Annotated in this window: 24 protein-coding genes and 1 pseudogene; 14 read left to right on the top strand and 11 right to left on the bottom strand. The window is 73.7% G+C overall.

The genetic code is table 11. The annotated features are described in order from the left end of the window. Positions 1 to 159: 159 nt before the first annotated feature. From J3P41_RS15485 to ssd, 8 genes and pseudogenes are all read right to left on the bottom strand, one after another. Positions 160 to 531: pseudogene (locus J3P41_RS15485) on the bottom strand (helix-turn-helix domain-containing protein); the annotation flags it as partial. Positions 532 to 738: 207 nt separating this feature from the next. After that, positions 739 to 1,080 (bottom strand): Rv3654c family TadE-like protein, encoded by a 342-nt coding sequence (locus J3P41_RS15480; protein WP_210651243.1) that lies wholly within the window; start codon positions 1,078 to 1,080, stop codon positions 739 to 741. Further along, positions 1,077 to 1,439 carry a TadE family protein gene (locus J3P41_RS15475; protein ID WP_210651242.1) on the bottom strand — a complete coding sequence of 121 codons (363 nt, stop codon included), beginning with the start codon at positions 1,437 to 1,439 and terminating at the stop codon, positions 1,077 to 1,079. Before J3P41_RS15475 ends, J3P41_RS15480 begins: the two co-directional genes overlap by 4 nt. Further along, positions 1,439 to 1,606, bottom strand: coding sequence for a DUF4244 domain-containing protein (locus J3P41_RS15470; RefSeq protein ID WP_246862237.1), 168 nt, complete (start codon positions 1,604 to 1,606; stop codon positions 1,439 to 1,441). Before J3P41_RS15470 ends, J3P41_RS15475 begins: the two co-directional genes overlap by 1 nt. Positions 1,607 to 1,752: 146 nt before the next feature. After that, entirely contained in the window at positions 1,753 to 2,340 is a 588-nt protein-coding gene (locus J3P41_RS15465; protein ID WP_374192889.1) for a type II secretion system F family protein, read from the bottom strand. 95 nt (positions 2,341 to 2,435) lie between these two features. Beyond that, entirely contained in the window at positions 2,436 to 3,110 is a 675-nt protein-coding gene (locus J3P41_RS15460; RefSeq protein WP_210651239.1) for a type II secretion system F family protein, read from the bottom strand. Continuing rightward, complete coding sequence (locus J3P41_RS15455) at positions 3,104 to 4,279, bottom strand: TadA family conjugal transfer-associated ATPase (protein WP_210651238.1); 1,176 nt, start codon at positions 4,277 to 4,279, stop codon at positions 3,104 to 3,106. The genes J3P41_RS15460 and J3P41_RS15455 overlap by 7 nt, the downstream gene beginning before the upstream one ends. Further along, positions 4,276 to 5,289 (bottom strand): septum site-determining protein Ssd, encoded by a 1,014-nt coding sequence (ssd, locus tag J3P41_RS15450; RefSeq protein ID WP_210651237.1) that lies wholly within the window; start codon positions 5,287 to 5,289, stop codon positions 4,276 to 4,278. The genes J3P41_RS15455 and ssd overlap by 4 nt, the downstream gene beginning before the upstream one ends. 134 nt (positions 5,290 to 5,423) lie before the next feature. Here ssd and J3P41_RS15445 point away from each other — a divergent pair, with 134 nt between their 5' ends. After that, complete coding sequence (locus tag J3P41_RS15445) at positions 5,424 to 6,209, top strand: HAD family phosphatase (RefSeq protein WP_210651236.1); 786 nt, start codon at positions 5,424 to 5,426, stop codon at positions 6,207 to 6,209. Between the two features lie 295 nt (positions 6,210 to 6,504). On the opposite strand, the gene J3P41_RS15440 is transcribed toward J3P41_RS15445, so the two are convergent. Next, on the bottom strand, positions 6,505 to 7,221 hold the full coding sequence (locus J3P41_RS15440) for an oxidoreductase (protein WP_210651235.1): 717 nt from the start codon (positions 7,219 to 7,221) through the stop codon (positions 6,505 to 6,507). Positions 7,222 to 7,365: 144 nt separating this feature from the next. Between J3P41_RS15440 and J3P41_RS19355 the strand changes: the two genes are divergently transcribed. The 10 genes from J3P41_RS19355 to J3P41_RS15390 all read left to right on the top strand — a co-directional run bounded on the left by J3P41_RS19355 (position 7,366) and on the right by J3P41_RS15390 (position 17,571). After that, entirely contained in the window at positions 7,366 to 8,703 is a 1,338-nt protein-coding gene (locus tag J3P41_RS19355; protein WP_210651234.1) for a hypothetical protein, read from the top strand. Between the two features lie 36 nt (positions 8,704 to 8,739). Then, positions 8,740 to 9,591, top strand: coding sequence for a class I SAM-dependent methyltransferase (locus tag J3P41_RS15430; protein ID WP_210651233.1), 852 nt, complete (start codon positions 8,740 to 8,742; stop codon positions 9,589 to 9,591). A 14-nt stretch (positions 9,592 to 9,605) separates the two neighbouring features. Further along, positions 9,606 to 11,069, top strand: coding sequence for a hypothetical protein (locus tag J3P41_RS19350; protein ID WP_210651232.1), 1,464 nt, complete (start codon positions 9,606 to 9,608; stop codon positions 11,067 to 11,069). Between the two features lie 26 nt (positions 11,070 to 11,095). After that, a complete protein-coding gene (locus J3P41_RS15420) occupies positions 11,096 to 12,226 on the top strand; it encodes a sensor histidine kinase (protein WP_210651231.1) in 1,131 nt (376 codons plus the stop codon). Further along, positions 12,223 to 12,951: a LytTR family DNA-binding domain-containing protein gene (locus tag J3P41_RS15415; protein WP_210651230.1), complete on the top strand. Its 729-nt coding sequence runs from the start codon at positions 12,223 to 12,225 to the stop codon at positions 12,949 to 12,951. Before J3P41_RS15420 ends, J3P41_RS15415 begins: the two co-directional genes overlap by 4 nt. Then, the gene (locus J3P41_RS15410) at positions 12,948 to 13,340 is read left to right on the top strand and encodes a hypothetical protein (RefSeq protein ID WP_210651229.1); all 393 of its coding nucleotides are present in this window, start codon (positions 12,948 to 12,950) and stop codon (positions 13,338 to 13,340) included. Before J3P41_RS15415 ends, J3P41_RS15410 begins: the two co-directional genes overlap by 4 nt. Then, the gene (locus J3P41_RS15405; RefSeq protein WP_210651228.1) at positions 13,337 to 14,854 is read left to right on the top strand and encodes a cation acetate symporter; all 1,518 of its coding nucleotides are present in this window, start codon (positions 13,337 to 13,339) and stop codon (positions 14,852 to 14,854) included. The genes J3P41_RS15410 and J3P41_RS15405 overlap by 4 nt, the downstream gene beginning before the upstream one ends. Before the next feature lie 123 nt (positions 14,855 to 14,977). Next, positions 14,978 to 15,547, top strand: coding sequence for a hypothetical protein (locus J3P41_RS15400; protein WP_210651227.1), 570 nt, complete (start codon positions 14,978 to 14,980; stop codon positions 15,545 to 15,547). A gap of 58 nt (positions 15,548 to 15,605) precedes the next feature. Then, positions 15,606 to 17,063, top strand: coding sequence for a phospholipase D family protein (locus J3P41_RS15395; RefSeq protein ID WP_210651226.1), 1,458 nt, complete (start codon positions 15,606 to 15,608; stop codon positions 17,061 to 17,063). Between the two features lie 217 nt (positions 17,064 to 17,280). Then, entirely contained in the window at positions 17,281 to 17,571 is a 291-nt protein-coding gene (locus tag J3P41_RS15390; protein ID WP_210651225.1) for a hypothetical protein, read from the top strand. Between the two features lie 126 nt (positions 17,572 to 17,697). Here J3P41_RS15390 and J3P41_RS15385 read toward each other — a convergent pair whose 3' ends face one another. Continuing rightward, positions 17,698 to 18,183, bottom strand: a complete 486-nt coding sequence (locus tag J3P41_RS15385; RefSeq protein WP_210651224.1) for a hypothetical protein — start codon at positions 18,181 to 18,183, stop codon at positions 17,698 to 17,700. Between the two features lie 29 nt (positions 18,184 to 18,212). Then, complete coding sequence (locus tag J3P41_RS15380; RefSeq protein ID WP_210651223.1) at positions 18,213 to 19,112, bottom strand: NAD(P)-dependent oxidoreductase; 900 nt, start codon at positions 19,110 to 19,112, stop codon at positions 18,213 to 18,215. Between the two features lie 182 nt (positions 19,113 to 19,294). Between J3P41_RS15380 and J3P41_RS15375 the strand changes: the two genes are divergently transcribed. The 3 genes from J3P41_RS15375 to acs all read left to right on the top strand — a co-directional run bounded on the left by J3P41_RS15375 (position 19,295) and on the right by acs (position 23,309). Next, entirely contained in the window at positions 19,295 to 19,636 is a 342-nt protein-coding gene (locus J3P41_RS15375; protein WP_210651222.1) for a DUF485 domain-containing protein, read from the top strand. Further along, positions 19,636 to 21,243 carry a cation acetate symporter gene (locus J3P41_RS15370; protein WP_210651221.1) on the top strand — a complete coding sequence of 536 codons (1,608 nt, stop codon included), beginning with the start codon at positions 19,636 to 19,638 and terminating at the stop codon, positions 21,241 to 21,243. The genes J3P41_RS15375 and J3P41_RS15370 overlap by 1 nt, the downstream gene beginning before the upstream one ends. Positions 21,244 to 21,353: 110 nt before the next feature. Further along, the gene (gene acs, locus J3P41_RS15365) at positions 21,354 to 23,309 is read left to right on the top strand and encodes an acetate--CoA ligase (protein WP_210651220.1); all 1,956 of its coding nucleotides are present in this window, start codon (positions 21,354 to 21,356) and stop codon (positions 23,307 to 23,309) included. The last annotated feature ends 38 nt before the right edge of the window (positions 23,310 to 23,347 follow it).

Genomic DNA, 23,347 nt, shown 5'->3' with positions numbered 1-23,347 from the left:
CCGGAGGTCTTCGCCTTCCAAGCTCATTCAGATCGTGTCGTCACACGATCTCGACCAACGTGCCCGATCAGTACAGCTAGCCGGGGATCCCTGCAAGATCGTGGAAGATCCGAGCCACCACGCGACACGGATCCTCCACGATGAGCGTTTCTGCCGTTACGGCCCGCCCGTGACGCGGTCGATGTGGGAGAGCCGGTTGATGCCGCAGCGGACCAGCACCGCATGCACCGTCGACGGCTGCAGGTCGAGCCGCCCGCCGATCTGGACCGGGCCCAGGCGGTGGCGCCACCGCAGCCTCACGATCTGCCGCACCACCTCGGGACGGGTCCTGGTCGGGCTCGTCTTGGGCCGTGAGCTGCGATCCGCCATCCCCGCCGGCCCTTTGTGGCGGTACCGATCGGCCCACTTCTTCGCGGTGCGCGGCGAGACCATGAACATCTTGGCCGCCGAGGCGTAGGTGAAGCCGTCGTCGACGATCCGAGCGAGCCGCGAACGGGTGCGTGGAGTCAAGACAGCGTTAGCGTGGGACACGAAGGCCTCCAGGTTGGGAGCGGTGAACTAGACAGCTCCACTCCACAACCGGAGGCCTTCACCTGTCAGACCGACTCACCGCCGCACGGCGGGACAACCTGCCCGGACATCACAGCTAGCCGGGGATCCCTGCAGGATCGTGGAACATCCGAGCCACCACGCGACACGGATCCTCCACGATGAGCGTTCGCGTCCGGTCGATCGGTTTCAGGCGGGACCGGCCCGCGCCTCGGCGCTCACCCGGACGGCCCGCCACGGCACGGCCGGTCCGGCGACGGACGTCACGACCGTGACGACGTCGCCGTCGACGTGGCACTCGTCGAGCTCGGCGCCGTTGGCCGCCGCAATGCGGGCGGCCTCGCCGCACGCGTCGTCGAGCGACGAGGCGGCGGCCAGCGCGACGAGGTCGGCCGCGGACTGCGCCCGTCGCTGCGCGGTGACGAGGCCGCCGGCAGCGGACAGCCCGACCATCACGAACATCAGCACGCCGGCCATGGCCACCACGAGCACTGTCGCGGCCCCGTGGTCGCGGCGCGGTGCCCTGCTCACGACTTCTCGACCACTGCGACCGCGTCCGCGGTGACGGTCACGCCCGGCAGGGCGCCCAGCAGGCCGCCCGGCCCGGACACGCGGGCACTGGTCGTGACCACGACCCGGCCCTCTCCGACCTCGAGTCGCACCCGCGCGCCGTCCGGCGCGATCCGCACCGCCACCGCCTGGGCAGCGGCCGGGTCGTCACCGCGCGCCACGGCGCGGGCCGCCTCGCGGGAGGCGTCGATCACCCGTACCTGCGCCGCGCCGACCGCCAGCATCCAGACCAAGCCGGCGGTCAGCGCGACGAGCAGCGGGATGCCCAGCGCGAGCTCGGCCGTGGCGGCGCCCTGGTCGCTCCGAGCCCGCGTCGGCATCAGCCGATGCCCAGCAGGCCCATGACGTGCCTGAACAGCCGCTCGAGCAGCTGGTCGCCGAAGCTGCCGGTGAGCAGCGTGTAGAGAAGGCCGGCGAACCCGGCCCCTGCCGCGGTGCCCACGGCGTACTCCGCCGTGGTGATCCCGGACTCGTCGCGTCGATCCATCCTCATCGCATCCCCTGTCGTCGCGGGCCTCCCCGTGAGGCCCGTCGCGATCCACCTTGCGAGCCGCGCGCGGCACCCGCACCTGCCCGTCCGGACGCCTGTGGAACGCCGCCTTCGGAGCCGGCCTGTGCACGGCAGCGGGGCCGTCATGGCGTCACCGTCGCGAACAGCGACGCGACCGTCGGCACCACGCCGAGCAGCAGGAAGGCCGGCAGCAGGCACACGCCGAGCGGGACGGCGGCCGCCACCCCGACCTTCCGCGCCGCGTCCTCGGCACGAGCGAGCGACTCACGCTCGAGCTCTTCTGCCAGGCGCTCGACGGTCTGGACGACGGACGCGCCCGAGACCTGCGACCGCACCATCGCCCGCGCCAGCGACGCGAGTGCGACGTCGTCCGCGACGGCTCCCCACGCCTCCGCACCGGTCGCGCCCCAGCGGGCGCGGTCCACCACCACGGCGAGCCGGTCGGCGGCGGGTCCGGGCAGCGCCGCGCACACCCGGGCGAGTCCGGCGACCGGTTCGGCGCCGGCACGCAACGTGGAGGCGAACAGCTCGATGAGGTGCGGCAGGGCCCGCTCGACCGCCTCCCGGTCGCGCCGCGACGACGGCGCCTCCGCCCGAGCCAGCACCCGCCACGCGACGCCGCCCGACACGAGCGCGGCGGGCACCCCGAGCCAGCCGTCCACGAGCAGCCAGGCACCCAGCGCGACCCCTGCCACGGCCAACGGCCGCATCCTCGGCCCCGACGCACCGCGTACTCGCGGGAGGCGGGGCGGCGGCGGCCACCACGCCAGCACCGCCACGGCGACGCAGGCCGCGCTGAGCAACGTCACGGCGCCCCGGCCCTGTCCGCCAGGCGCTCGATCCACCAAAGACCGAGCACGACGAGGGTCACCCCCACCGACAGGCAGCCCCAGCCGATCGGCGTCGTCAGAAGGAACGCCCACGGATCGGAGCCGGCGCCCGCGCCCATGAGCAGCACCGCGAACGGCAGGCAGGCCACGAGCCGTGCCGTCGCGCGGGCCGAGGCGAGCTCGGAGTCGACCAGGCGGCGGGTGCGTCGACGGGCACGCAGGCCGCCGGAGGTGCGCTCGAGGGCCGCAGCGAGACCGTGGCCGGTGTCCTGGGCGACCTGCCAGGCGCCGGCGACCCAGTGCAGGTCGCTCGCCCCGCGTCGCTGCTCGGCCAGCCGACGCAGCGCCTCCGGCACGTCGGCACCCAGGCGCGCGGCCTCCACCACCGACCCCAGCGGCGGCCACCTCTCGCTCGCGGCCTCCAGCGCCGTCGTGGGAGGCCGGCCGGCCGCGAGCTCGGCGCCGAGCAGGTCGCACACCTCGAGCACGGCGGCGCGGTCGGCGGCCACCTCCCGGCGCCGGCCGAGCGAGGGCAGGACCACCCGCCCCGGCGCGGCTCGGGACCGCGACAGGGCGGGCGGCCGAACGGGTGGCACCCACGCCGCGACAGCGGCCGCGACCAGCGCGGCGGCGACCCAGGTGCTCAGCACGTCGCGGACCCCAGACGACGGGCGAGAGACGCGGCAGCCGGCCCCCTGACCACGCGGTCGGGCTCGAAGGTGGCTGCCGTGCGCAGGACAACCAAACCGGATCCGTCCCGGTCGGGCACCCCGAGCTCGAGGATGCGACGGCGCCCGTCCCGACCCCGCCCGAGGTGGACGACGACGTCGAGCGCCGCCGCCAGCTGGCTGTGTACGGCCTCGCGCGGCAGTCCCGCGGCCAGGGCGAGGGCCTCGATCCGAGCCGGGACGTCGCCCGCCGAGTTGGCGTGGAGGGTGCCGCAGCCACCGGCGTGCCCGGTGTTGAGGGCGGCGAGAAGGTCCACGACCTCCGCGCCGCGCACCTCCCCCACGACGAGCCGGTCGGGTCGCATCCGCAGCGCCTGGCGCACCAGCGTCTGCAGGGAGATCTCGCCGGCTCCCTCGATGTTGGGCGGCCGTCCCTCGAGCGCCACCACGTGAGGGTGGTCGGGTCGCAGCTCGCTGGCGTCCTCCACCAGGACGATCCGCTCACCCGGATCGACGAGCGAGAGCAGCGCCGAGAGCACCGAGGTCTTGCCCGTGCCGGTGCCCCCGGTCACCAGGAAGGCGCAGCGCGAGTCGACGAGCTCCTCGAGGAGGAAGGCGCCGTCGGGCGGCAGCGCACCCGCACTCACCAGCTCCGGCAACGTCCACACCCGACCGCGTGGCACGCGCAGGGACAGCACCGTCCCCGACCTGGCCACCGGCGCCAGGACGGCGTGGAAGCGCGTCCCGTCGGGGAGTCGTACGTCGGCGTGCGGCGTCGCGTCGTCGAGGCGGCGCCCGGCGGAGGCGGCGAGCCGCTGCGCCAGCCGGCGGACGGCCGCGTCGTCGGGGAAGGACACGTCGGCGCGCTCCAGCCCGCGGCCGCGGTCGATCCACACGTCGCCCGGGCCGTTGACCAACACATCGGTCACGTCGGGCAGCCGCAGCAGCTCCTCCAACGGACCGGCCCCCAGGACGTCGCGCCGCAGGAGCTCGTGGACCGCCAGCACCGTCGCGTCGCCCACGGGCGAGCCGGAGGCTCGCAGCGCCTCGGCGACCCGGTGCGGGGTGAGCTCGCCGGCTGCGCCGGCCAGCCGGCGACGTACGTCGTCGAGCACCGCGGCCGCCACGGGCGCCGCGGGCGTGGCGGTCATGCCGCCTCCGCCAGCAGCTCCCGCGCGGCCCGCGCCAGCGGACCGCGTCCGGCCAGCGGACCCAGACCGCGGTCGACCGAGACGGCGAGCCCGCGCTGGTCGCCGACCGCCGCGACCACCGGGAGCCCGGTGACCCGCTCGGCGTCGGCGTCGCTCAGTGCGCCGGGTCGCACCACCAGCCCGGCGCGCCCCTCGCGGCCGAGCTCGGCGACCAGGCGCGCCGTGGCGGCGAGCCCGGGCACGGTCGCCGGCGTCACCACCAGCAGGTCGTCGCATCGATCGACCAGCTCCCCGAGCGAGGACGCGCCCTGCCGCGCGAGGTCGATCACGACGAGGTCGTGGCCTCGCACCGCCGCCGCCAGGATCCGGCGCGCCGTCGGCACGTCCAGGCGCCGACGCAGCCCCGACCAGGTGAGCACGCCCAGCCCGCCTCGGCCCGGCACGCCCTCGCGCAGGGCCCGCGCGCCGAGGCGTCCCGCGGTCTCGGCGAGCCCCTCCCAGCGCACGCCCGGCACGTCCTCCATGCCGAGCAGCCGGTCGAGGCCCGGTCCGAGCGGATCGGCGTCGACCAGCAACGTCGCAGCGTGCGCGGCGTGCCACTGAGCGAGCGCGCAGGCGAGCGTGGTGGCACCCGCTCCCCCGCTGCCACCGACGACCCCGACCGTGCGACCCGGCGACGCGCGCTCGCCCACGTCGGCCAGCGCGTCGGCCAGCGCCTCGGAGCCTTCGGGAAGGTCGAGGACCGAGGCTGCGCCCAGCTCGACCGCGGCACGGAAGGCGCCCTCGCCCGGCATCTCGCCGACGACGTGGACGCCGGGTCTGCGCAGCGGCGCCAGGCCGGCGACGTCGGCGGCGAGGTCGGACCCGACGAGCACCAGGTCGGACTCGCTCCACGCGGCCAGCGCAAGCGCCGGCTGGGCGCACACTTGGACGCTCACGCCCGCAGCAGCACAGAGCGGGACGACGAGGTCGTGGACGGAGGGGGAGCGGGTGAGGAGGAGGACGGACATGGGACGAGCCTCGGCGCCGGCACCGACGCCCGACAGCCACGCGGCCACGCCCTGTGGAGAACACCCTGCACCGGCACGGCTGTGGACGTCGCGCGGCCCGGGCTGCGCTGCGCTGCGGCCCCTACGATGAACACATGACCCGCCCGACCGCGGCCTTCTTCGACCTCGACAAGACGATCATCGCCAAGTCGAGCACCCTGGCGTTCAGCCGCGAGTTCCAGGCGGGCGGACTCATCTCCCGGCGGGCGATGCTGCGCTCGGCGTACGCCCAGTTCGTCTTCTTCACCGGCGGCGCCGACCACGACCAGATGGAGAAGATGCGACAGTTCATGTCGCAGCTGTGCGCCGGCTGGGACGTCGCGACCGTGCGCGACATCGTGCACGAGACCCTCGACAACATCGTCGAGCCCCTCGTCTACGACGAGGCCGTCAGCCTCATCGAGGAGCACCGCCTGGCCGGTCGTGACATCGTCATCGTCTCCGCATCCGGCGCCGAGGTCGTCGAGCCGATCGGCCGGATGCTGGGCGCCGACCGGGTGATCGCCACCCGGCTGGAGATCGAGGACGGAAAGTACACCGGCAACATCGACTACTACGCCTACGCCGAGGAGAAGGCCCGGGCGATCGAGCACCTCGCGGCGACGGTCGGCTACGACCTCGACGAGTGCTACGCCTACAGCGACTCGGTCACCGACGTCCACATGCTCGACGTGGTCGGTCACCCCTTCGCGGTCAACCCCGACCGGGAGCTGCGCCGCATCGCGACGGCCCGCGAGTGGCCGGTCCTCAGCTTCGTGCGTCCCGTCGCGCTGCGCCGTCGCATCCCGGTGCCCCCGGCAGGACCGACGCTCGCCGCGCTCGCGGTCGGTGGAGCGGTGGCGGCCAGCGGCGTCCTCTGGGCACACCGACGCCGCCGGTGACCGCGCGCCCCGGCCACCCACCATCGGCGACCAAAGTCAAGGCTTGAACGCGCGCCCGGACAGGGCTACAACGGAAGCATCAACTCCACAGGCAGCACGTGATCCTGGTACCCACGCGGCGATCTCCCATCTGATGGGGTGCTTGTCGTCGGGATCAGCCCGAGGCAGCGGTACCGAACAGCACGCTTGGTAACCACGGAATCACGTGTCAGCGGCGGCACCCGGTCCACGCGAACGGGTGCCGCTCGCACGCCCGGAGCACCCGGCGCCCGCGGGGTCCCGGTCGCGACGAGACTCAGCCCCGCAGCGGCGACGCCTCGGCGCCGGCGGAGAAGGCCTCCGCCCCGTAGAGCGCCCACGCGTGCACGCCGCTCGGCCCGCCGTCGCGGTAGGCGCGGAGGTTGGACTCGTACGCCGCTCGCTGCGCCAGGTGCCCGGCCTCGGGAACGACCAGCGACTTGGCGTCGACGCCGCGCGAGACCAGCACCAGCCGCTCCAGGGCTCGGGCGACGATGCCGTTGTGCGAGGCGAACGGCGCCGCGGTCGCCACGTCGGCGTGGACCACGGCGGCGACCAGGAGCGCCGGCGCCTCGGTGCCGGAGAGCAGCAGCTCGGCCACCCCGCGCAGCCGGTCGGCCGACGCGGCGTCGCGCGGGCGCCCGAGCTGGTCGGGTCCGAGCGAGGAGGCGCCGACGACGGCGTGCAGGCGCGCGATCGCCTGCAGCGGCGCGGTCTTGAGCAGCGGGGCGAGCGCGAGCATGGAGGCGGAGAGGCGCACCGCGTCGGCCGCGATCTCGTCGGTCTCGCCCGCGCGCACCTGGTCGAGCGTGGCGGTCGACCCCTCCAGCACGGCGCTCGCCTGGGCGCCGCGCAGCAGGGACTCCGCCGTCATCTCCGGCGACGTACGCCGCAGCCCGCGGTCGCGCAGCATCACGTCGATGCCGTCGCGCGTGCCGGCGTAGGCCGAACGGACCCCCTCGAGGTCGGTGAGCCAGGCCAGCGGATCGGTCATGGAGACGACGGTAGTGGCCCTCGGCCCGCGCCGGGTGGGGCGCCCTCACGGGAGCAGCCCCGGGGGTAGCGTCGCGCGCGACAACCGCCTCGGACCCGCGTGCGTCCCACCGTCGTAACCCCAGACGAGCTTCGGAGGAAACACGTGCGCACCATCGTCGCGACCCTGGCCAGCGCCGCCCTGGCCGCCACCCTCACGCAGACGGCGGTCCCGGCCGTCGCCGCCATCGAGACCTGCCGCGGCGAGGCTGCCACCCTCGTGGGCACGCCCCAGACGCGCGAGCTGACGGGCACGGACGGGCGCGACGTGATCGTGACCAACGGCGCCTACCGGACCACCGCGCTCGGCGGCGACGACCTCGTGTGCGTCACCGGCAGGAACGCCATGATCTCGGGCGGCACCGTCTATGCGGGCGAAGGCGACGACGTCGTCGACGCGACGCAGCTGAGCGGCTCCGGCGCCTCGGCGCAGCTCGGTGCGGGCGCCGACCGCTTCGAGGGGTCTGCGGAGCGCGACTTCGTGTGGGGCGGCACGGAGGACCCCACGACCCGACAGCACGTGGACACCGACCGCGACGTGATCTCGGCCGGACCGCCGACGGCGTCGGTCCACGAGCCGGACCGGGTGGTGTCGGGCCAAGCCGGTGCGACCAACGACGACGAGGTCCGCATGGGGCGCGGCACGCTCCTGTGGGCCGGCCTGCCGGGATCGGAGTCGGTGCTCGACGGCGGCAGCGCGAGCGGGCTCGCGCTGCGTCCCGCCGCCACCGAGTGGGTCACCGTCGACAACGTCACGGGGACGATGGCCGTCGACAACCGGTCCCTGCGCTTCACGGGCTTCCGCGACTTCTCGGTCTTCGCTCCCGCCGGCCCACGGTCCTTCACGTTCCGGGGCAGCGACCGTGCCGAGTCGGTCAGCCTGGAGGGCTTCGCCGCCGCCCAGCACCGGCTCGCCCTGGGCGGCGGCCGCGACCGGGTGAGCGTGTACGCCACTGAGCGACGCACCGTCGGGAAGGGCACGTCGTACGTCGGCGGCGCGGGGCGCGACACGCTCGAGCTCGTCCTGCCCGACGAGGCGGACGTCGACCTCGACCTCGCCCGCGGGCGCCTGTCGACCGGGCGGCGAGCGGCCGAGTCGACGGTCCGGGCCCGCGGCTTCGAGGACTCCTCGGTGATGGCCGAGGACGTGGAGCTCGTCGGGACGGCCGGCCCCAACCGGCTCCGCACCTACGCCTGCCGCTCCGCAGTCGACGGTCGCGGCGGCCGGGACACGCTGTCCACCTTCGACGAGGTGATGGACGAGGGACTGCGGTGTCGTGCCGCGCGCGCCCGGTTCTCCGGCGGAAGCGGCAACGACCGGCTCAGCGGCTCACGGGGACGCGACCGGCTGGTCGGCGGTCCAGGCCGCGACACGGTCGACGGGCTCGAGGGGCGCGACACCTGCCAGGGCGAGCGGCTCCGGCGGTGCGAGGTACGTCGCTGAGCCGCGGGCGGTGCGCGCGCTTGTAGCCTGACGGGGATGAGCGACGAACCCACCGAGACCCCCGCCTCCGTCGACCCGGCACGGTCGTTCGGCTCCGTCGCCGAGGCCTACGAGCGGGGCCGGCCGTCGTACCCCGCCGAGGCGGTCGCGTGGCTGGCGAGCGGCGAGGCCAAGGTCGTCCTCGAGCTGGCGGCCGGCACCGGCAAGCTGACCCGCGAGCTGGTCGACCAGGGTCACGCCGTGTTCGCGACCGAGCCCGACGAGGCGATGCTCGAGGTGCTGCGCGAGCGCGTGCCCGAGGTCAGTGCCAAGGTCGCGACCGCGGAGGACATCCCCGCCAACGACCGCTCGGTGGACGTGGTGGTCGTCGCGCAGGCGTTCCACTGGTTCGACCACGACGCCGCGCTTGCGGAGATCGCGCGCGTGCTGAAGCCCGGCGGCCACCTCGCGCTGGTGTGGAACAGCCGCGACGAGCGGGTCCCGTGGGTGCGCCGGTTGGGCGACATCCTCGGCCGGCAGGAGAGCAACACCTCCTCCGCACAGCACCTGGCCGCGAGCGAGCTGTTCGGCGCGATGGAGGAGACGACCTTCAAGCACTGGCAGGAGGTCAACCGCGAGTCGGTCCTCGATTTGGCCCGATCGCGCTCGAGCTTCGCGACCATGGACGACGTCGAGCGCGAGGACCACCTCGACCGGCTGCTCGCCTTCTACGACGACTACGGCCGCGGCATGGACGGGATGCTGATCCCGTACGTCACCCGCTGCTACCGCGCCGTCGTGGTGGATCGCGACGAGCCGACAACTTCCGGCGACGACGAGCCGTCACAGGAGGGACCGGTCGTGAGCGACGGCACCGACACCGACATGCTGCTCATCGACTTCCGCTGACTCTGGAGGACCCCGTGCGCCGTACGACGACACTGACCGCTGCCACTGCGACGGGCGCGCTGGGGCTGTCCCTCCTCGCGTCCGGCCTCGCGCCGAGCGCCTCGGCTGCCGCGGAGACCTGCCGGGGGGAGACGGCCACAATCGTCGGGACCGGCGCGAGCGTCACCGGCACGGAGGGACGCGACGTGATCGTCACCGCGCGGGCGGGCGTGGTGGACGCGCTGGGCGGGGACGACCTGATCTGCGTCGCCGTGACGCAGACGAACTCCAACGTGCTCGTGGTCAGCGCGGGCAGCGGTGACGACGTGGTCGACACGACGGCGACACCCCAGGCGCACTACGTCTCGACCGAGCTGGGGACCGGCGCGGACACGCTGATCGGTGGCGGCATCGGTGACACGGTGTACGCCGGCCAGCGGGGCGAGCCCGGCGTGGACACCGAGCGCGACACGATCGACACCGGGGCCGGCGACGACGCCGTCTTCACCGGCACGCCGGGCACGACCAACAGTGACGTCGTACGGCTCGGCGCGGGCGTCGACACCGTCTACCTGCGCGGAGCCGCCCTGGGCTCCGACGCCGTGGTCGACGGCGGCGGCGAGCGGGACTTCCTGCGCCTCGACGCCGGTGACGGGGACCTCTCCGTCGACATGACGCTCGGCACCCTCACGACCTCGGCGGGCACGGCGACGTTCACCTCGTTCGAGTCCGCCAGCCTGCGCGTGGGCACCGGCACCGTCGACTATCGGGGCACCAACGGTGCCGACCTCCTCGACATCAGCCCCCAGGGCGGCACGCCCGTCCTCCGGGTGGCCACGGGCGACGGCGACGACGCCGTGCGGGTCGCGCCGACCAGGTTCGCCGCCGGCAGCCGGTTCGACACCGGCGCCGGGGACGACAGCCTCGTCGCCGCGAGCCGGGTCGGCCGGCTCGCCGTCGACCTGCCCGACGACCGCCTCACCGTGTCGCGAGCCGCGGTGCCCGCGACCGGCCTCGAGAACGTCTGGCTGATGGCCCCCACCGTCGCGATGGTCGGCGACGGCGTCGACAACCGGCTCACGTGGAGCGGGTGCGACGCGACCCTGCGGGGCGGCGCGGGCGACGACTCGCTGCGGTGGGCCTACGACTCGGTCTTCGAGTCCTACGAGTTCGACTGCGCCGGCGACGTCGCGATCAGTGGCGGCGGGGGACGCGACGACCTCCGTGGTGCCGGGGGCGACGACCGGCTGACCGGTGGCGGCGGGAACGACCGGATCGCCGGCCGCGGCGGCGCCGACGTCGTACGTGGTGGCGCGGGCGACGACACGATGGACGGCGGCGAGGGTCGCGACGACGTCCGGGGCGGAGGCGGCACGGACACCCTGCTCGGGCGCGCAGGCGCCGACGTGCTCCTCGGCGGCGGCGGTCGCGACCGCGCCGACGGCTCGACCGGGCGCGACCGCTGCGCCGCCGAGCGCGAGCGGCGCTGCGAGCGCTGACCCCGAGCCGCGGCTAGGGTCGCGGCGTGGCGAGGTGGCGGTGGCGGCGTACGTCGCTGGGCGGCGAGGCGGACCGCGCCGCGTTCCGCGCCCTGCACAACGCCTCCCTCGCGAGCCCCGCCCTGCGCGAGGGGCTCACCTCGGCGAGCGCCGAGCGTTCGGTGCGCCACCTGCGGGCGCTGCTCGGCACGCCGGCCGCGGGGCTCGGGGACACCAGCGGCCTCCTGGCGTGGGACGGCCTCGGCGGGCACCACCGCAGCCAGCTGCCACCGACGATCCGCCAGGTCGCGGAGACCGGGCGCACGATGATCGTCGACGAGCGGACGCTGGTCTGCGACGACGGCGGGTGCCAGGTGCGCCAGGCGATCGTCAGCCCGCTCGTCGCCGAGGACACCCTCGTCGGCGCGCTCGTCGTGGGCGCGCCGCACACCACCGGAGGCCTGGTCCGGGCCGCCGACGAGGTCGCCTCGTGGGTGAGCGGCCAGCTCGAGCTCGCCGAGCTCGACGCCTCGCGGACGCGACTGATGGAAGCCGAGGTGCGCGCGCTGCGCGCCCAGATCAGCCCCCACTTCATCTACAACTCCCTGGGCGCGATCGCCAGCTTCGTGCGCACGGACCCCGACCGCGCCCGTGAGCTGCTGCTCGAGTTCGCCGACTTCACCCGCTACTCCTTCCGCCGCCACGGGGAGTACACGACGCTCGCCGAGGAGCTGCGCTCGGTCGAGCGCTACCTCCTGCTCGAGCAGGCGCGCTTCGGCGACCGGCTCCAGGTGACGCTGCAGGTGGCGCCGGAGGTGCTGCCGGTGGCGGTCCCCTTCCTGTGCATCCAGCCTCTCGTCGAGAACGCGGTGCGCCACGGCCTCGAGGCCAGCGCCGACAAGGCGGACGGGGCCGGACGGCTGTCCATCACCGCGCGCGACCACGATCAGGAGTGCGTCATCGAGGTGGAGGACGACGGCACCGGGGAGGACCCCGAGCGCGTACGCCGGGCACTGGCCGGCGACGCGTCGATGGACTCCGTCGGTCTCGGCAACGTCGACGCGCGGCTGCGCAACGCCTACGGCGACGACTACGGTCTGGTGGTCGAGACCGCACCCGGGGCCGGCACCAAGGTCGTCGTCCGGGTGCCGAAGTTCGCCCCCGGAGTGCAGGTATGACCACCCCCTCGCTGGTCCAGCTGAGAGTGCTCGTCATCGACGACGAGCGCCCGGCGCTCGACGAGCTCACCTTCCTGCTCGGCCGGGACCCGCGCATCGGCGAGGTGGTGGGCAGCGACTCCGCGACCGAGGCGCTGCGGGTGCTGCAGGCCGAGGAAGTCGACGCGGTCTTCCTCGACATCCAGATGCCCGGCCTGACCGGCCTCGACCTGGCGCAGGTCCTCTCGCGATTCCGGTCGCCGCCGCCGGTGGTCTTCGTGACCGCCCACGAGGAGCACGCGGTGGCCGCCTTCGAGCTGCGCGCGGTCGACTACGTGCTCAAGCCGGTGCGCGAGGAGCGCCTCGCCGAGGCCGTACGCCGCGTGGTCGAGGCCGGCGGGCCGGTGCCGTCGGGCGACGTGCAGATCCCGGTCGAGCGCGGCGGCGTCACCCGGTTCGTCAACCGCTCCGAGATCACGCACGTGGAGGCGCAGGGCGACTACGCGCGGCTGCACACCGCCGAGGGCTCGCACCTGGTCCGCACCCCGCTCAGCTCGCTGGCCGAGCAGTGGGCGCCGGCCGGATTCGTGCGCATCCACCGCTCCGCCCTGGTCGCGCTGCCCCACGTCGAGGAGGTACGCAGCGAGGGCGGGCGGGTCAGCGTCGTCGTCGGCGGCACCGAGCTGCCGGTGAGCCGGCGGCACACCCGCGAGCTGCGCTCGGTGCTGACCCGGCGCGAGCCGTGACCGAGCAGCCGCCGCCCCGCATCCGGGTGACCGGGCCGCCGCGGCGGCGCGCGGACGTCGTCCGGTCCGCCGGCACCCGGGAGATCGACGCGCAGACCGCGCTGGGCGAGGTGTTCATGCGCTCACTGCTGCGCGAGCAGCTGATGCTGGCGATGCGCGTGCTCACCGCACTGGCGCTCACGGTCGGCCTGCTGCCGGTGCTGTTCCACCTGTTCCCCGGGCTCGGCGACGTGCACCTCGGGCCGGTGCCCCTCGCCTGGGTGCTGCTCGGGGTCCTGACCTATCCGTGGCTGGTGCTGCTCGGCTGGTTCTACGTCCGCCGCGCCGAGGCGCACGAGCGCGACTTCGCCGACCTCGTCGGGACCGTCCTGCCCGAGGACCGCGGATGACCACCGACGTGGTGCCGGGCATCGTCGCGGTGGTGCTGGTCTCGCTCGCCACCCTCGCCATCGGCACGTGGGGCCTACGGATCTCCCGCACGACGAGCGACTTCTTCGTCGCCTCGCGCACCGTCCGGCCCCGACTCAACGCCAGCGCCATCGGCGGGGAGTACCTCTCGGCCGCCTCGTTCCTCGGCGTCGCGGGGCTGCTGCTGACCTTCGGCGCGCAGATGCTCTGGTACCCGGTCGGCTGGACGGCCGGGTACCTCGTCCTGCTGGTCCTCGTCGCTGCGCCGCTGCGCCGCTCGGGGGCGTACACGCTGCCGGACTTCGCGGAGGCACGGCTGGGCTCGCGCGGCGTGCGCAAGCTCTGCTCGGTGCTGGTCGTCGGCATCGGCTGGCTCTACCTGCTGCCGCAGTTCCAGGGAGCGGGCGTCACCCTGCGCGCCACGATCGGCGCGCCGCCGTGGGCCGGCTCCCTCGTCGTGGCGCTGGTGGTGCTCGCGTCGGTGAGCCCCGGCGGGATGCGGTCGATCACCTTCGTGCAGGCCTTCCAGTACTGGCTCAAGCTCACCGCCCTGCTCGTCCCGGCCTTCGTCCTGCTGGCCGTGTGGGCGGGCGACGGGGCGGCGAACCCGTCGGGGTCCTCGCCGCAGTCGTGGTCGATCCCGCTGGCCTCGCCCGGCGGCGGCATCGGGCTCTACACGACGTACTCCCTGATCGTGGCCACGTTCCTCGGCACGATGGGGCTCCCCCACGTGGTGGTGCGCTTCTACACCAACCCCGACGGCCGGGCCGCGCGGCGTACGACGCTCGCGGTGCTGGGGCTGCTGGGCATCTTCTACGTCCTGCCGCCCCTGTACGGCGCGCTCGGCCGCATCTACGCCCCTGCGCTCGCCGACGGACGCTCGGACGTGCTCGTGCTCGAGCTGCCCTCCCTCATGGTCGGAGGCGTGGTCGGCGCGGTGCTGACCGGCCTGGTCACCGCGGGCGCGTTCGCGGCGTTCCTGTCCACGAGCTCGGGCCTCACCATCGCCGTGGCCGGCGTGCTGTCCCAGGACGTGACCGGCCGGCGCTGGGGGCACCACCGTCTCGGCGGCGTCGCCGCATTCCGGGTGGCGGCCGCGCTCGCGGTCGTCGTACCCCTGCTGATGTCCCTGCCGGCCCAGGACGTGGCGGTCGCGCGGACTGTGGGCCTGGCCTTCGCGGTCACCGCCTCGACCTTCGCGCCGCTGCTGATGCTGGGGATCTGGTGGCGCCGGCTCACCCCCGCCGGCGCGGTCGCCGGACTGCTGGTCGGCGGCGTGGGCTCCGGGGCGGCCGTCGCGTGGACCCTGGCCACGTCGTCGTCCCCGGGATGGACCGCGGCGCTGCTCGGCCAGCCCGCCGCCTGGTCGGTCCCGGCGGCGTTCCTCACGATGGTCGTCGTCTCCCGCCTGAGCCCCGCGAGCGTCCCGGCGCACGCGGGCCGCTTCATGGTGCGGCTGCACACCCCAGAGGCGGTCGACCTCGAGCGCGGCTAGCTGCACTGATCGGTGAACGGGGGCGGGCGCCCCACCCCGCCGGGCGACCGAGGTTTGCGTCCGCGGGCCCGGGTGTGGGAGAACCGAGTGGGAGGGGACGCTCACGACACCCAGGAGTGAACGATGGACCCGCGACCAACCCGGCGCACCCTGACCCGCGGCATCGCGTGGTCGGTCCCGGTCGTCTCGGTGGCCGCCACCGCCCCGGCCTTCGCAGCGTCGCCGTGCAACTGCCCCGAGTTCTGGGTGCCGGGCTTCCCGGCCGCGGGCCAGTCCGGCAACGGCTGGACGATCTCCGCCACGGGTGGCACGTCCGGCGGCGGCACCGACCAGTTCCAGAACGGTGGCTTCGTCACCGTCGCCGACCCGCCGACCTTGGGGACCAGGACGGTCTCCGCCACGCGCAGCATCTGCGTCACCCAGGGCCGCACCTACCGGTTCACCTACAGCTGGAACGCCTACGTCGTCAACCCGCGCCCGATGACGTCCGTGCTGCAGGTCAACGGCGTCACCATCACCGGCAGCACCATCGACACGTCCACCAACCAGACGTCGGGGACCCGCAGCGTCACGTGGGTGAGCAACACCACTGGCAACGTGACGCTGTCCTTCGTGCACACGGTGGTCGCCTCGGGGACGACGGTGACAGGTGACGACATCACGATCACCAACGTCGCCGGCTCCTGCTCCTGACGGCTCCGTGGGGCGACCGGACGTCGACGCCGATGCGCCCGGCTGCGAGCCTGAGCGGGTGAACGACTGGTTCCTGCCCGCCTCCGAGCGTCCGTGGACCTCGGGCAACCTCGTCGTACCGCGGGTGCACGGAGCGGAGTACTTCTCGCGCCTGCTGCAGGTGGTCGGTGCAGCCGAGCGCGGCGACCGGATCTACTTCACCGACTGGCGCGGCGACGCGGACGAGCGGATGACCGACGACGGACCCACGGTCGCCGAGCTGCTGCGGGCGGCAGCCGGTCGCGGCGTCGAGGTGCGGGCGTTGATGTGGCGCTCGCACCCGGGTCGGCTCAACGGCGAGGAGAACGGCCACCTCGGCCGGATCCTCAACGAGTGCGGCGGCCAGGCCCTCCTCGACGAACGGGTGCGACGTGGGGGCTCGCACCACCAGAAGCTGTTCGTCGTACGCCGCCGTGACCACCCCGAGCAGGACGTTGCCTTCGTCGGCGGCATCGACCTGTGCCACGGGCGTCGCGACGACGCCTCCCACGCCGGCGACCCCCAAGCGCCACCGCTCGACGAGAGGTACGGCGACGCCCCGCCCTGGCACGACGTCATGGCCGAGATCCGCGGTCCGGCGGTCGCACACGTGCTGGACACCTTCACCGAGCGGTGGGACGACGACACGCCCCTCGACCACCGCAACCCCTACCGGGCCCTGGCGCACCGGATCGCCCGCATGCCCCGGCACACCGAGGACCTCCCGCCGCGCTGGGACCCACCGCCTGAGGCCGGGCGGCACCAGGTGCAGCTGCTGCGCACCTACCCGCGCAAGCGTCCGGCGTACCCCTTCGCCCCCGAGGGAGAGCGGTCGATCGCCCGCGGCTACTCGCGGGCCTTCCGCCGAGCGCGACGGCTGGTCTACGTCGAGGACCAGTACTTCTGGTCCGATGTCGTCGCGACCACCCTGGCAGACGCCCTGCGTCGCGAGCCGGGTCTGCAGGTCATCGGGGTCGTGCCCCGCTTCCCGGAGGAGGACAGCCGCGTCGGCGGGCCGCCGATGATCTACGGGCAGCGGCTCGCCTGGGACCTCCTGCACGAGGCCGGCGGAGACCGGTTCGCGCTGTTCGACCTGCACAACGACGCCGGCACCCCTGTCTACGTGCACGCGAAGGTGTGCGTCGTGGACGACGAGTGGCTGACGATCGGCTCGGACAACCTCAACCTCCGCTCGTGGACGCACGACTCCGAGCTCACGTGCGCCGTCGTGGATCCCGCCGGGGAGCTGCCGCGCGACCTGCGCACCTCGCTGTGGGCCGAGCACCTCGGGCTCCCGGTCGAGGACGAGCGGCTCAGCGACCTCGACGACCCGATGTCGCTGTGGCTCTCACGCCTCGGGGCCCCCGGCAGCCGGATCCGGCTGCACGTGCCGACCGAGCTCCCGCGCAGGACCCGCGCCTGGGCGCGCACGGCGTACCGCACCCTCTACGACCCCGACGGGCGACCGCGGCGGCTGCGCGGCGGCGGCGACTTCTGACAGGTCACGCCCGCGAAGGTCTGTCCATCCCTCCCAGGGGTGGAGCGGGCCAGGCCGGCCACGCGTGGCGATGCCTCTCAGGGGTGGAGCGGCGCGATTCCCCCGCCCCGTGAACGCATGTGCACCGGTGCCCCGGGTACCCCCGGGCCGACGCACCCGAGCCGGGTGCGCGCGGCTCAAGACACGGGCACGCTATCGAGAGCCACCAGGAGGCACCATGTCCACCACGCAGTCCGACACCAACCACACCCACACGGCCGCTCGCCGGGTCAGCACCGAGACCAAGTCGTCCTACAAGACGACCGAGCTGATTGCCTACGTCGTGGTCGCCCTCGCCGTGCTGATCGCCGCGGCGGTCACCGACACCAGCGACTTCGGCACCCAGGAGGCGTGGTTCTACGTCACCCTGCTGACCATCGGCTACATGGTCAGCCGCGGCCTCGCCAAGTCCGGCAGCCGCGACTTCTACGACGACGACGCCACCACGCGCGGTCGCTCGGGCCGTTGATCCCGATCGACCTGCGCTCGCTCGGGCAGGTGGTCGCGATGCTGACGTCCACCATGGCGCGGGTCGCGACGACCGCGCTGCCCGGCACGCGCAGGTCGACCAGCTAGAACCGCACCGCCCCGGCTCTCACGCAGAGCCGGGGCGGTCGCGCGTCCGGCGCCCGGACCCCCGTGCGGCCCACGCCGCCAGCTCGGGGCTCAGCTCGCCCAGCAGCCGCAGCTGCGCGCGGGTGACGTACGACGGGTTGCTGCCCGCCGGCATCCGCAGCACCTCCATCGCGGCGAGGCCGGGGTGGGCGACGAGCTCGGAGCGCAGCACGGGGTGCTCGAGGGGCTCCAGTGCCATGGGGACCACGTCCGACGCGGCCGGTCCGGTCGTCACGCCGCGCGCGTAGAGGCCCGCGGGCATCTCCCGCTCCGTCCCGCTGACCCAGAGCAGAACCGGCTGTCCCGCCCGCACGAGCGCCGTGCGGTAGCTCGGCCGCACGCACCACGACCCGACCTCGGCGAAGCCCGCGGACACGTGCGCGGACGTCGACGCCTCGCTGCCGCGGGCCTTGACCAGCCAGGCCCCGAGGTCGTCGAGGGTGAGCGCGCGAGCAGGGCCGGCCATGGTCCGGGACGCCTCGAGGCCGCGCCGGCCTAGGACCCGAGGCCGGCGCGCAGCTCGGCCAGGGCGTCGTCGAGCGTCACCTGCGGCGCCCACCCCCAGCGCCGCGCCCGGTCGGCGAGGATCCGCCCGGTCCACGCCGGCTCGTCGTCCCAGACCGGCTGCAGCCCCAACGCATCGGTCACGGTGCCGACGTAGTCGCGCTGCGTGGCCGGTGCGCCCGCCGCGTTGACCGGCGTGCAGCCGCCCGCGACCGGGCCCTGCTCGGGATCGTCGCTGGTCGCGACGGCGCCGGTCGCGATGTCGGCGATCAGCGTGGCGAGGTCGTCGACGTGCACCCACGCGAAGCTCGCGTCCGGCACGGCGTGGCGCTGCGCCTCGTCGGCGCGGATGCGCTCGGGGCGCAGCGAGTTCCACACCGAGGACTCGCCGGCACCCAGGATCGCCGGCGGGCGCACGAGCACCCGGGTGGTGCCGCCCACCGCTGCCAGAGCCGCGTCGACGTCGCGCTTGACGACGGGATAGTCCCCGCCGTCCTCCCCCACGAGCTCCCCGTCCTCGGCGACGTCCCCCACGCCGGGGCTCCGGTCGTAGACCCCCGCGGTGGACACGTGCACGTGCCACCGAGCGCCTGCGTCCCGGGCGGCCTCGGCGATCACCAGGGTGCCCTCGACCCCGACCGTCCGCTGGGTCTCCGGGTCCTCGCCCATCGGGTGAACCGTCGTGACGAGGGCGTCCGCCCCGTGCACCGCCGACTCGGCGGAGGTGGGGTCCGCGAAGTCGCCGACCCACGGCTCCACCCCGGGCAGGTCGGGTGCCGCGCCCTCGCGACGTACGACGGCGCGCACCGTCGCGCCGCGATCGCTCAGCGCGCGCACGACGGCCCTGCCCACGAGTCCGTTGGCTCCGGTGACGACGACGGTGGAGGTCATGGCCCCACCTTCTCAGGCGCCCGAAGCGACGACCGCTCGTCGTACGACACCGACCGCTGGGCGACGATCGGCGCCCACCGGCCGACCGACCCGGACCGCCCCCTGCCGACGCGACTGTGACCGGTGTCACGGTGACCGCAGTCACACCCGGTGACGCACGCACGCCCGGAAGGACGCGATCCGTGACAGAGCACGACGAGGCCCCGCGCCACGATCCCATCTACGACCGGTTGCACGCGACACCCGAGTTCACCGAGCTGCGCAGGCGCTATCGCAGCTTCGTGTTCCCGGCGACCATCGCGTTCCTGGTCTGGTACCTGCTGTACGTCATCCTCTCCAACTGGGCCGGCGACTTCATGTCCACCCAGGTGGTCGGCCACATCAACGTGGCGCTGGTCTTCGGCCTGCTCCAGTTCGTGACCACGTTCGGGCTGGCCTACCTCTACGCCCGCTTCTCGCAGAGCAAGCTCGACCCGCTGGCCCGCCAGCTCGACAACGACTACCGCAACGGAGGCGGCGCCTGATGGACACCCAGGTCCTCACCACGATCCTGTTCCTCACGGTCGTCGCGCTCACCATCGGCATCACCTTCTGGGCGAGCCGACAGACCAAGACCGCCGCCGACTTCTACTCCGGCGGCCGCTCCTTCTCCGGCTTCCAGAACGGCCTCGCCATCGGCGGCGACTACATGTCGGCGGCGTCGTTCCTCGGGATCTCCGGCGCCATCGCCGTCTACGGCTACGACGGCTTCCTGTACTCCATCGGCTTCCTCGTCGCGTGGCTCGTCGCGCTGCTGCTGGTCGCCGAGATGCTGCGCAACGCCGGTCGCTACACCATGGCCGACCAGCTGGCGTTCCGGATGCAGCAGCGCCCGGTGCGCACCGCCGCGTCGATCTCGACCGTCGTCGTCTCGATCTTCTACCTGCTCGCCCAGATGGTGGGCGCCGGCTCGCTGGTCGCGCTGCTGCTCGGCGTGGACAGCCAGGCGGTCAAGAACATCACCATCATCGGCGTCGGCGCGCTGATGATCTTCTACGTCGTCGTCGGCGGCATGAAGGGCACGACCTACGTCCAGATCGTCAAGGCCGTCCTGCTCATGCTCGGCTCCGCGCTCATCGTGGTGCTCGTGCTCGCCGAGTTCGACTTCAACCTCTCCCGGCTCCTCGGCGCCGCGGCCGACAACTCCGGCAAGGGCGAGGCGTTCCTCCAGCCCGGCCTGCAGTACGGCGCCACGCTGACCTCGCAGATCGACTTCCTGTCCCTCGGCCTGGCGCTCGTGCTGGGCACCGCCGGCCTGCCGCACATCCTGATCCGTTTCTACACCGTCCCGACCGCGCAGGACGCGCGCAAGTCGGTGCTGTGGGCCATCGGCCTGATCGGCGCGTTCTACCTGATGACGCTGGTGCTCGGCTTCGGCGCCGCGGCCCTGCTCGACCGCAGCCAGGTGGACCCGCTCGAGGGCGGCAACCAGAACCTCGCCTCGCCGCTCCTCGCCGAGGCCGTCGGTGGCGGCGACGGCTCGACGGGCGGTGCGATCCTGCTCGCCCTCATCGCCGCGGTGGCGTTCGCGACGATCCTCGCCGTGGTCGCCGGCCTGACCCTGGCCAGCTCCTCGTCGGTGGCGCACGACCTCTACAAGGGCGTCATCAAGAAGGAGGGGACGATCACCGAGAAGGACGAGGTCCGGGTCGCCCGGATCGCCGCCTTCGTCATCGGCGCGGTCGCCATCGCGCTGTCGATCCCGGCGCAGCGGCTCAACATCGCCTTCCTGGTGGCGCTGGCCTTCGCGGTCGCCGCGTCGGCCAACCTGCCCGCGATCATCTACAACATGTTCTGGCGGCGGTTCAACACCCGCGGCGCGACGTGGAGCATCTACGGCGGCCTCATCAGCGCCGTCGGCCTGGTGCTCCTGTCGCCGGTGATGTCGGGGCTGCCGACGTCGCTGTTCCCCGACGCCGACTGGTCGGTCTTCCCGCTCAACAACCCCGGCATCGTCTCGATCCCGATCGGGTTCCTGCTGGGCTACCTCGGGACCATCACCTCCCGCGAGCCGACCGCCGAGGACCGCTTCACCGAGCTCGAGGTCCGCGCGCTCACCGGCGCGGGTGCCGAGCAGGCCGTCCAGCACTGACGGCGTACGCCGAGCCAGCACAGCCCCGTGACCCCCTCGCCGAGCCGGAGTAGGTTCGGCGAGGGGGCCACCCCCTGACACCCGCACGTGCCCCGCAGGAGGAGAGAGCCTTGTCCGAGCAGACCCTGTCGAACCTGTCCCGCGAGGAGCGCCGCTTCGAGCCCCCGGCCGAGCTGGCGGCGAACGCCAACGTCACGGCGGAGGCCTACGCCCGCGCCGATGCCGACCGCGAGGCCTTCTGGGCCGAGGCCGCCGAGCGGTTGCAGTGGGGCCGGACGTGGGACCAGGTCCTCGACTGGTCGAACCCGCCGTTCGCCAAGTGGTTCGTCGGCGGCACCCTCAACGCCGCGGTCAACTGCGTGGACCGCCACGTCGACGCCGGCAACGGCGACAAGGTCGCGCTGCACTGGGTGGGCGAGCCCGACGGAGACACCCGCGACATCACCTACGCCCAGCTCAAGGACGAGGTCAGCAGGGCCGCCAACGCGCTCACCGAGCTCGGCGTGCGCAAGGGCGACCGCGTCGCGATCTACATGCCGATGATCCCCGAGGTCGTCGTCGCGATGCTCGCCTGCGCCCGCCTCGGCGCTCCCCACACGGTGGTGTTCGGCGGCTTCTCCGCCGACGCGCTCGCCTCGCGCATCACCGACTGCGAGGCGCACGTCGTCATCACCTCCGACGGCGGCTACCGCCGCGGCGCCGCGAGCGCCCTCAAGCCGGCGGTCGACGAGGCCGTCGAGAAGACCGGCGACCTCGTGCGCAACGTGCTGGTCGTACGCCGTACGGGCCAGGACGTGGCGTGGCACGAGAGTCGCGACGTGTGGTGGCACGACGTCGTGGACGGCGCGTCGACCGAGCACGAGGCCGAGATGCACGACTCCGAGCACCCGCTCTACGTCATGTACACCTCCGGCACGACCGGCAAGCCCAAGGGCATCCTGCACACCACCGGCGGCTACCTCACCGGCACGTCGTACACGCACTGGTCGGTCTTCGACCTCAAGCCCGACACCGACGTCTACTGGTGCACCGCCGACGTCGGGTGGGTGACCGGCCACTCCTACATGGTCTACGGACCGCTGGCCAACGGCGCGACCCAGGTGATGTACGAGGGCACGCCCGAGAAGGGCCGCTGGTGGCAGATCGTGCAGGACTACAAGGTCACCATCCTCTACACCGCGCCCACCGCGATCCGGACGTTCATGAAGCAGGGCCGCGACATCCCCGACGGCTACGACATGTCGTCGCTGCGGCTGCTCGGCTCGGTGGGCGAGCCGATCAACCCGGAGGCGTACGTCTGGTACCGCGAGGTCATCGGGGGCAACCGCTGCCCGATCGTGGACACCTGGTGGCAGACCGAGACCGGACAGATCATGATCAGCCCGCTGCCCGGGGTGACCGCCGGCAAGCCGGGATCGGCGATGAAGGCGCTGCCCGGCATCTCCGCCGACGTGGTCGACGACGAGGCGCGGCCGGTGGGCAACGGCAACGGCGGCTACCTCGTGCTGAAGGAGCCGTGGCCGGCCATGCTCCGCACGCTGTGGGGCGACGACCAGCGGTTCAAGGACACCTACTGGTCGCGCTGGCCCGGCCTGTACTTCGCCGGTGACGGCGCCAAGCTCGACGACGACGGCGACATCTGGCTGCTCGGCCGCGTCGACGACGTGATGAACGTGTCCGGCCACCGCCTGTCCACCACCGAGATCGAGTCGGCGCTGGTCTCGCACCCCAAGGTCGCCGAGGCGGCCGTGGTCGGGGCGGCCGACGCGACCACCGGCCAGGCCGTGTGCGCCTTCGTGATCCTGCGCGAGTCGGCCGGCGACGGAGGCCCCGACATCGTCGAGGAGCTGCGCAAGCACGTGCAGAAGGAGATCGGCGCGATCGCCAAGCCGCGCCAGGTCATGGTCGTCCCGGAGCTGCCCAAGACGCGCTCCGGCAAGATCATGCGACGCCTGCTCAAGGACGTCGCCGAGCACCGCGAGGTGGGCGACGTGACGACCCTCGCCGACTCGACGGTGATGGACCTGATCAAGTCGAAGGAAGGCGCGGCGCCGGCGGAGGACTGACCGGCGGGCGGTCGCCGTCCACCGCGGCTCGACGCGCG

Origin of the sequence: Nocardioides sp. SYSU D00065, assembly GCF_017916425.1 — a bacterium.
Taxonomy (GTDB): domain Bacteria; phylum Actinomycetota; class Actinomycetes; order Propionibacteriales; family Nocardioidaceae; genus Nocardioides.
Note: the sequence above shows the minus strand (reverse complement) of the source record. Positions and strands in the feature narration are given on the sequence as shown.

Excerpts from the sequence above, each read along its gene's own strand:
- ssd (WP_210651237.1), bottom strand. The coding sequence starts at position 5,289 with ATGTCCGTCCTCCTCCTCACCCGCTCCCCCTCCGTCCACGACCTCGTC.
- J3P41_RS15445 (WP_210651236.1), top strand. The coding sequence starts at position 5,424 with ATGACCCGCCCGACCGCGGCCTTCTTCGACCTCGACAAGACGATCATC.
- J3P41_RS15440 (WP_210651235.1), bottom strand. The coding sequence starts at position 7,221 with ATGACCGATCCGCTGGCCTGGCTCACCGACCTCGAGGGGGTCCGTTCG.
- J3P41_RS15370 (WP_210651221.1), top strand. The coding sequence starts at position 19,636 with ATGGACACCCAGGTCCTCACCACGATCCTGTTCCTCACGGTCGTCGCG.
- J3P41_RS15455 (WP_210651238.1), bottom strand. The coding sequence starts at position 4,279 with ATGACCGCCACGCCCGCGGCGCCCGTGGCGGCCGCGGTGCTCGACGAC.
- J3P41_RS15400 (WP_210651227.1), top strand. The coding sequence starts at position 14,978 with ATGGACCCGCGACCAACCCGGCGCACCCTGACCCGCGGCATCGCGTGG.
- J3P41_RS15415 (WP_210651230.1), top strand. The coding sequence starts at position 12,223 with ATGACCACCCCCTCGCTGGTCCAGCTGAGAGTGCTCGTCATCGACGAC.
- J3P41_RS15470 (WP_246862237.1), bottom strand. The coding sequence starts at position 1,606 with ATGGATCGACGCGACGAGTCCGGGATCACCACGGCGGAGTACGCCGTG.
- J3P41_RS15475 (WP_210651242.1), bottom strand. The coding sequence starts at position 1,439 with ATGCCGACGCGGGCTCGGAGCGACCAGGGCGCCGCCACGGCCGAGCTC.
- J3P41_RS15385 (WP_210651224.1), bottom strand. The coding sequence starts at position 18,183 with ATGGCCGGCCCTGCTCGCGCGCTCACCCTCGACGACCTCGGGGCCTGG.
- J3P41_RS15390 (WP_210651225.1), top strand. The coding sequence starts at position 17,281 with ATGTCCACCACGCAGTCCGACACCAACCACACCCACACGGCCGCTCGC.
- J3P41_RS15465 (WP_374192889.1), bottom strand. The coding sequence starts at position 2,340 with ATGCGGCCGTTGGCCGTGGCAGGGGTCGCGCTGGGTGCCTGGCTGCTC.
- J3P41_RS15430 (WP_210651233.1), top strand. The coding sequence starts at position 8,740 with ATGAGCGACGAACCCACCGAGACCCCCGCCTCCGTCGACCCGGCACGG.
- J3P41_RS15405 (WP_210651228.1), top strand. The coding sequence starts at position 13,337 with ATGACCACCGACGTGGTGCCGGGCATCGTCGCGGTGGTGCTGGTCTCG.
- J3P41_RS15380 (WP_210651223.1), bottom strand. The coding sequence starts at position 19,112 with ATGACCTCCACCGTCGTCGTCACCGGAGCCAACGGACTCGTGGGCAGG.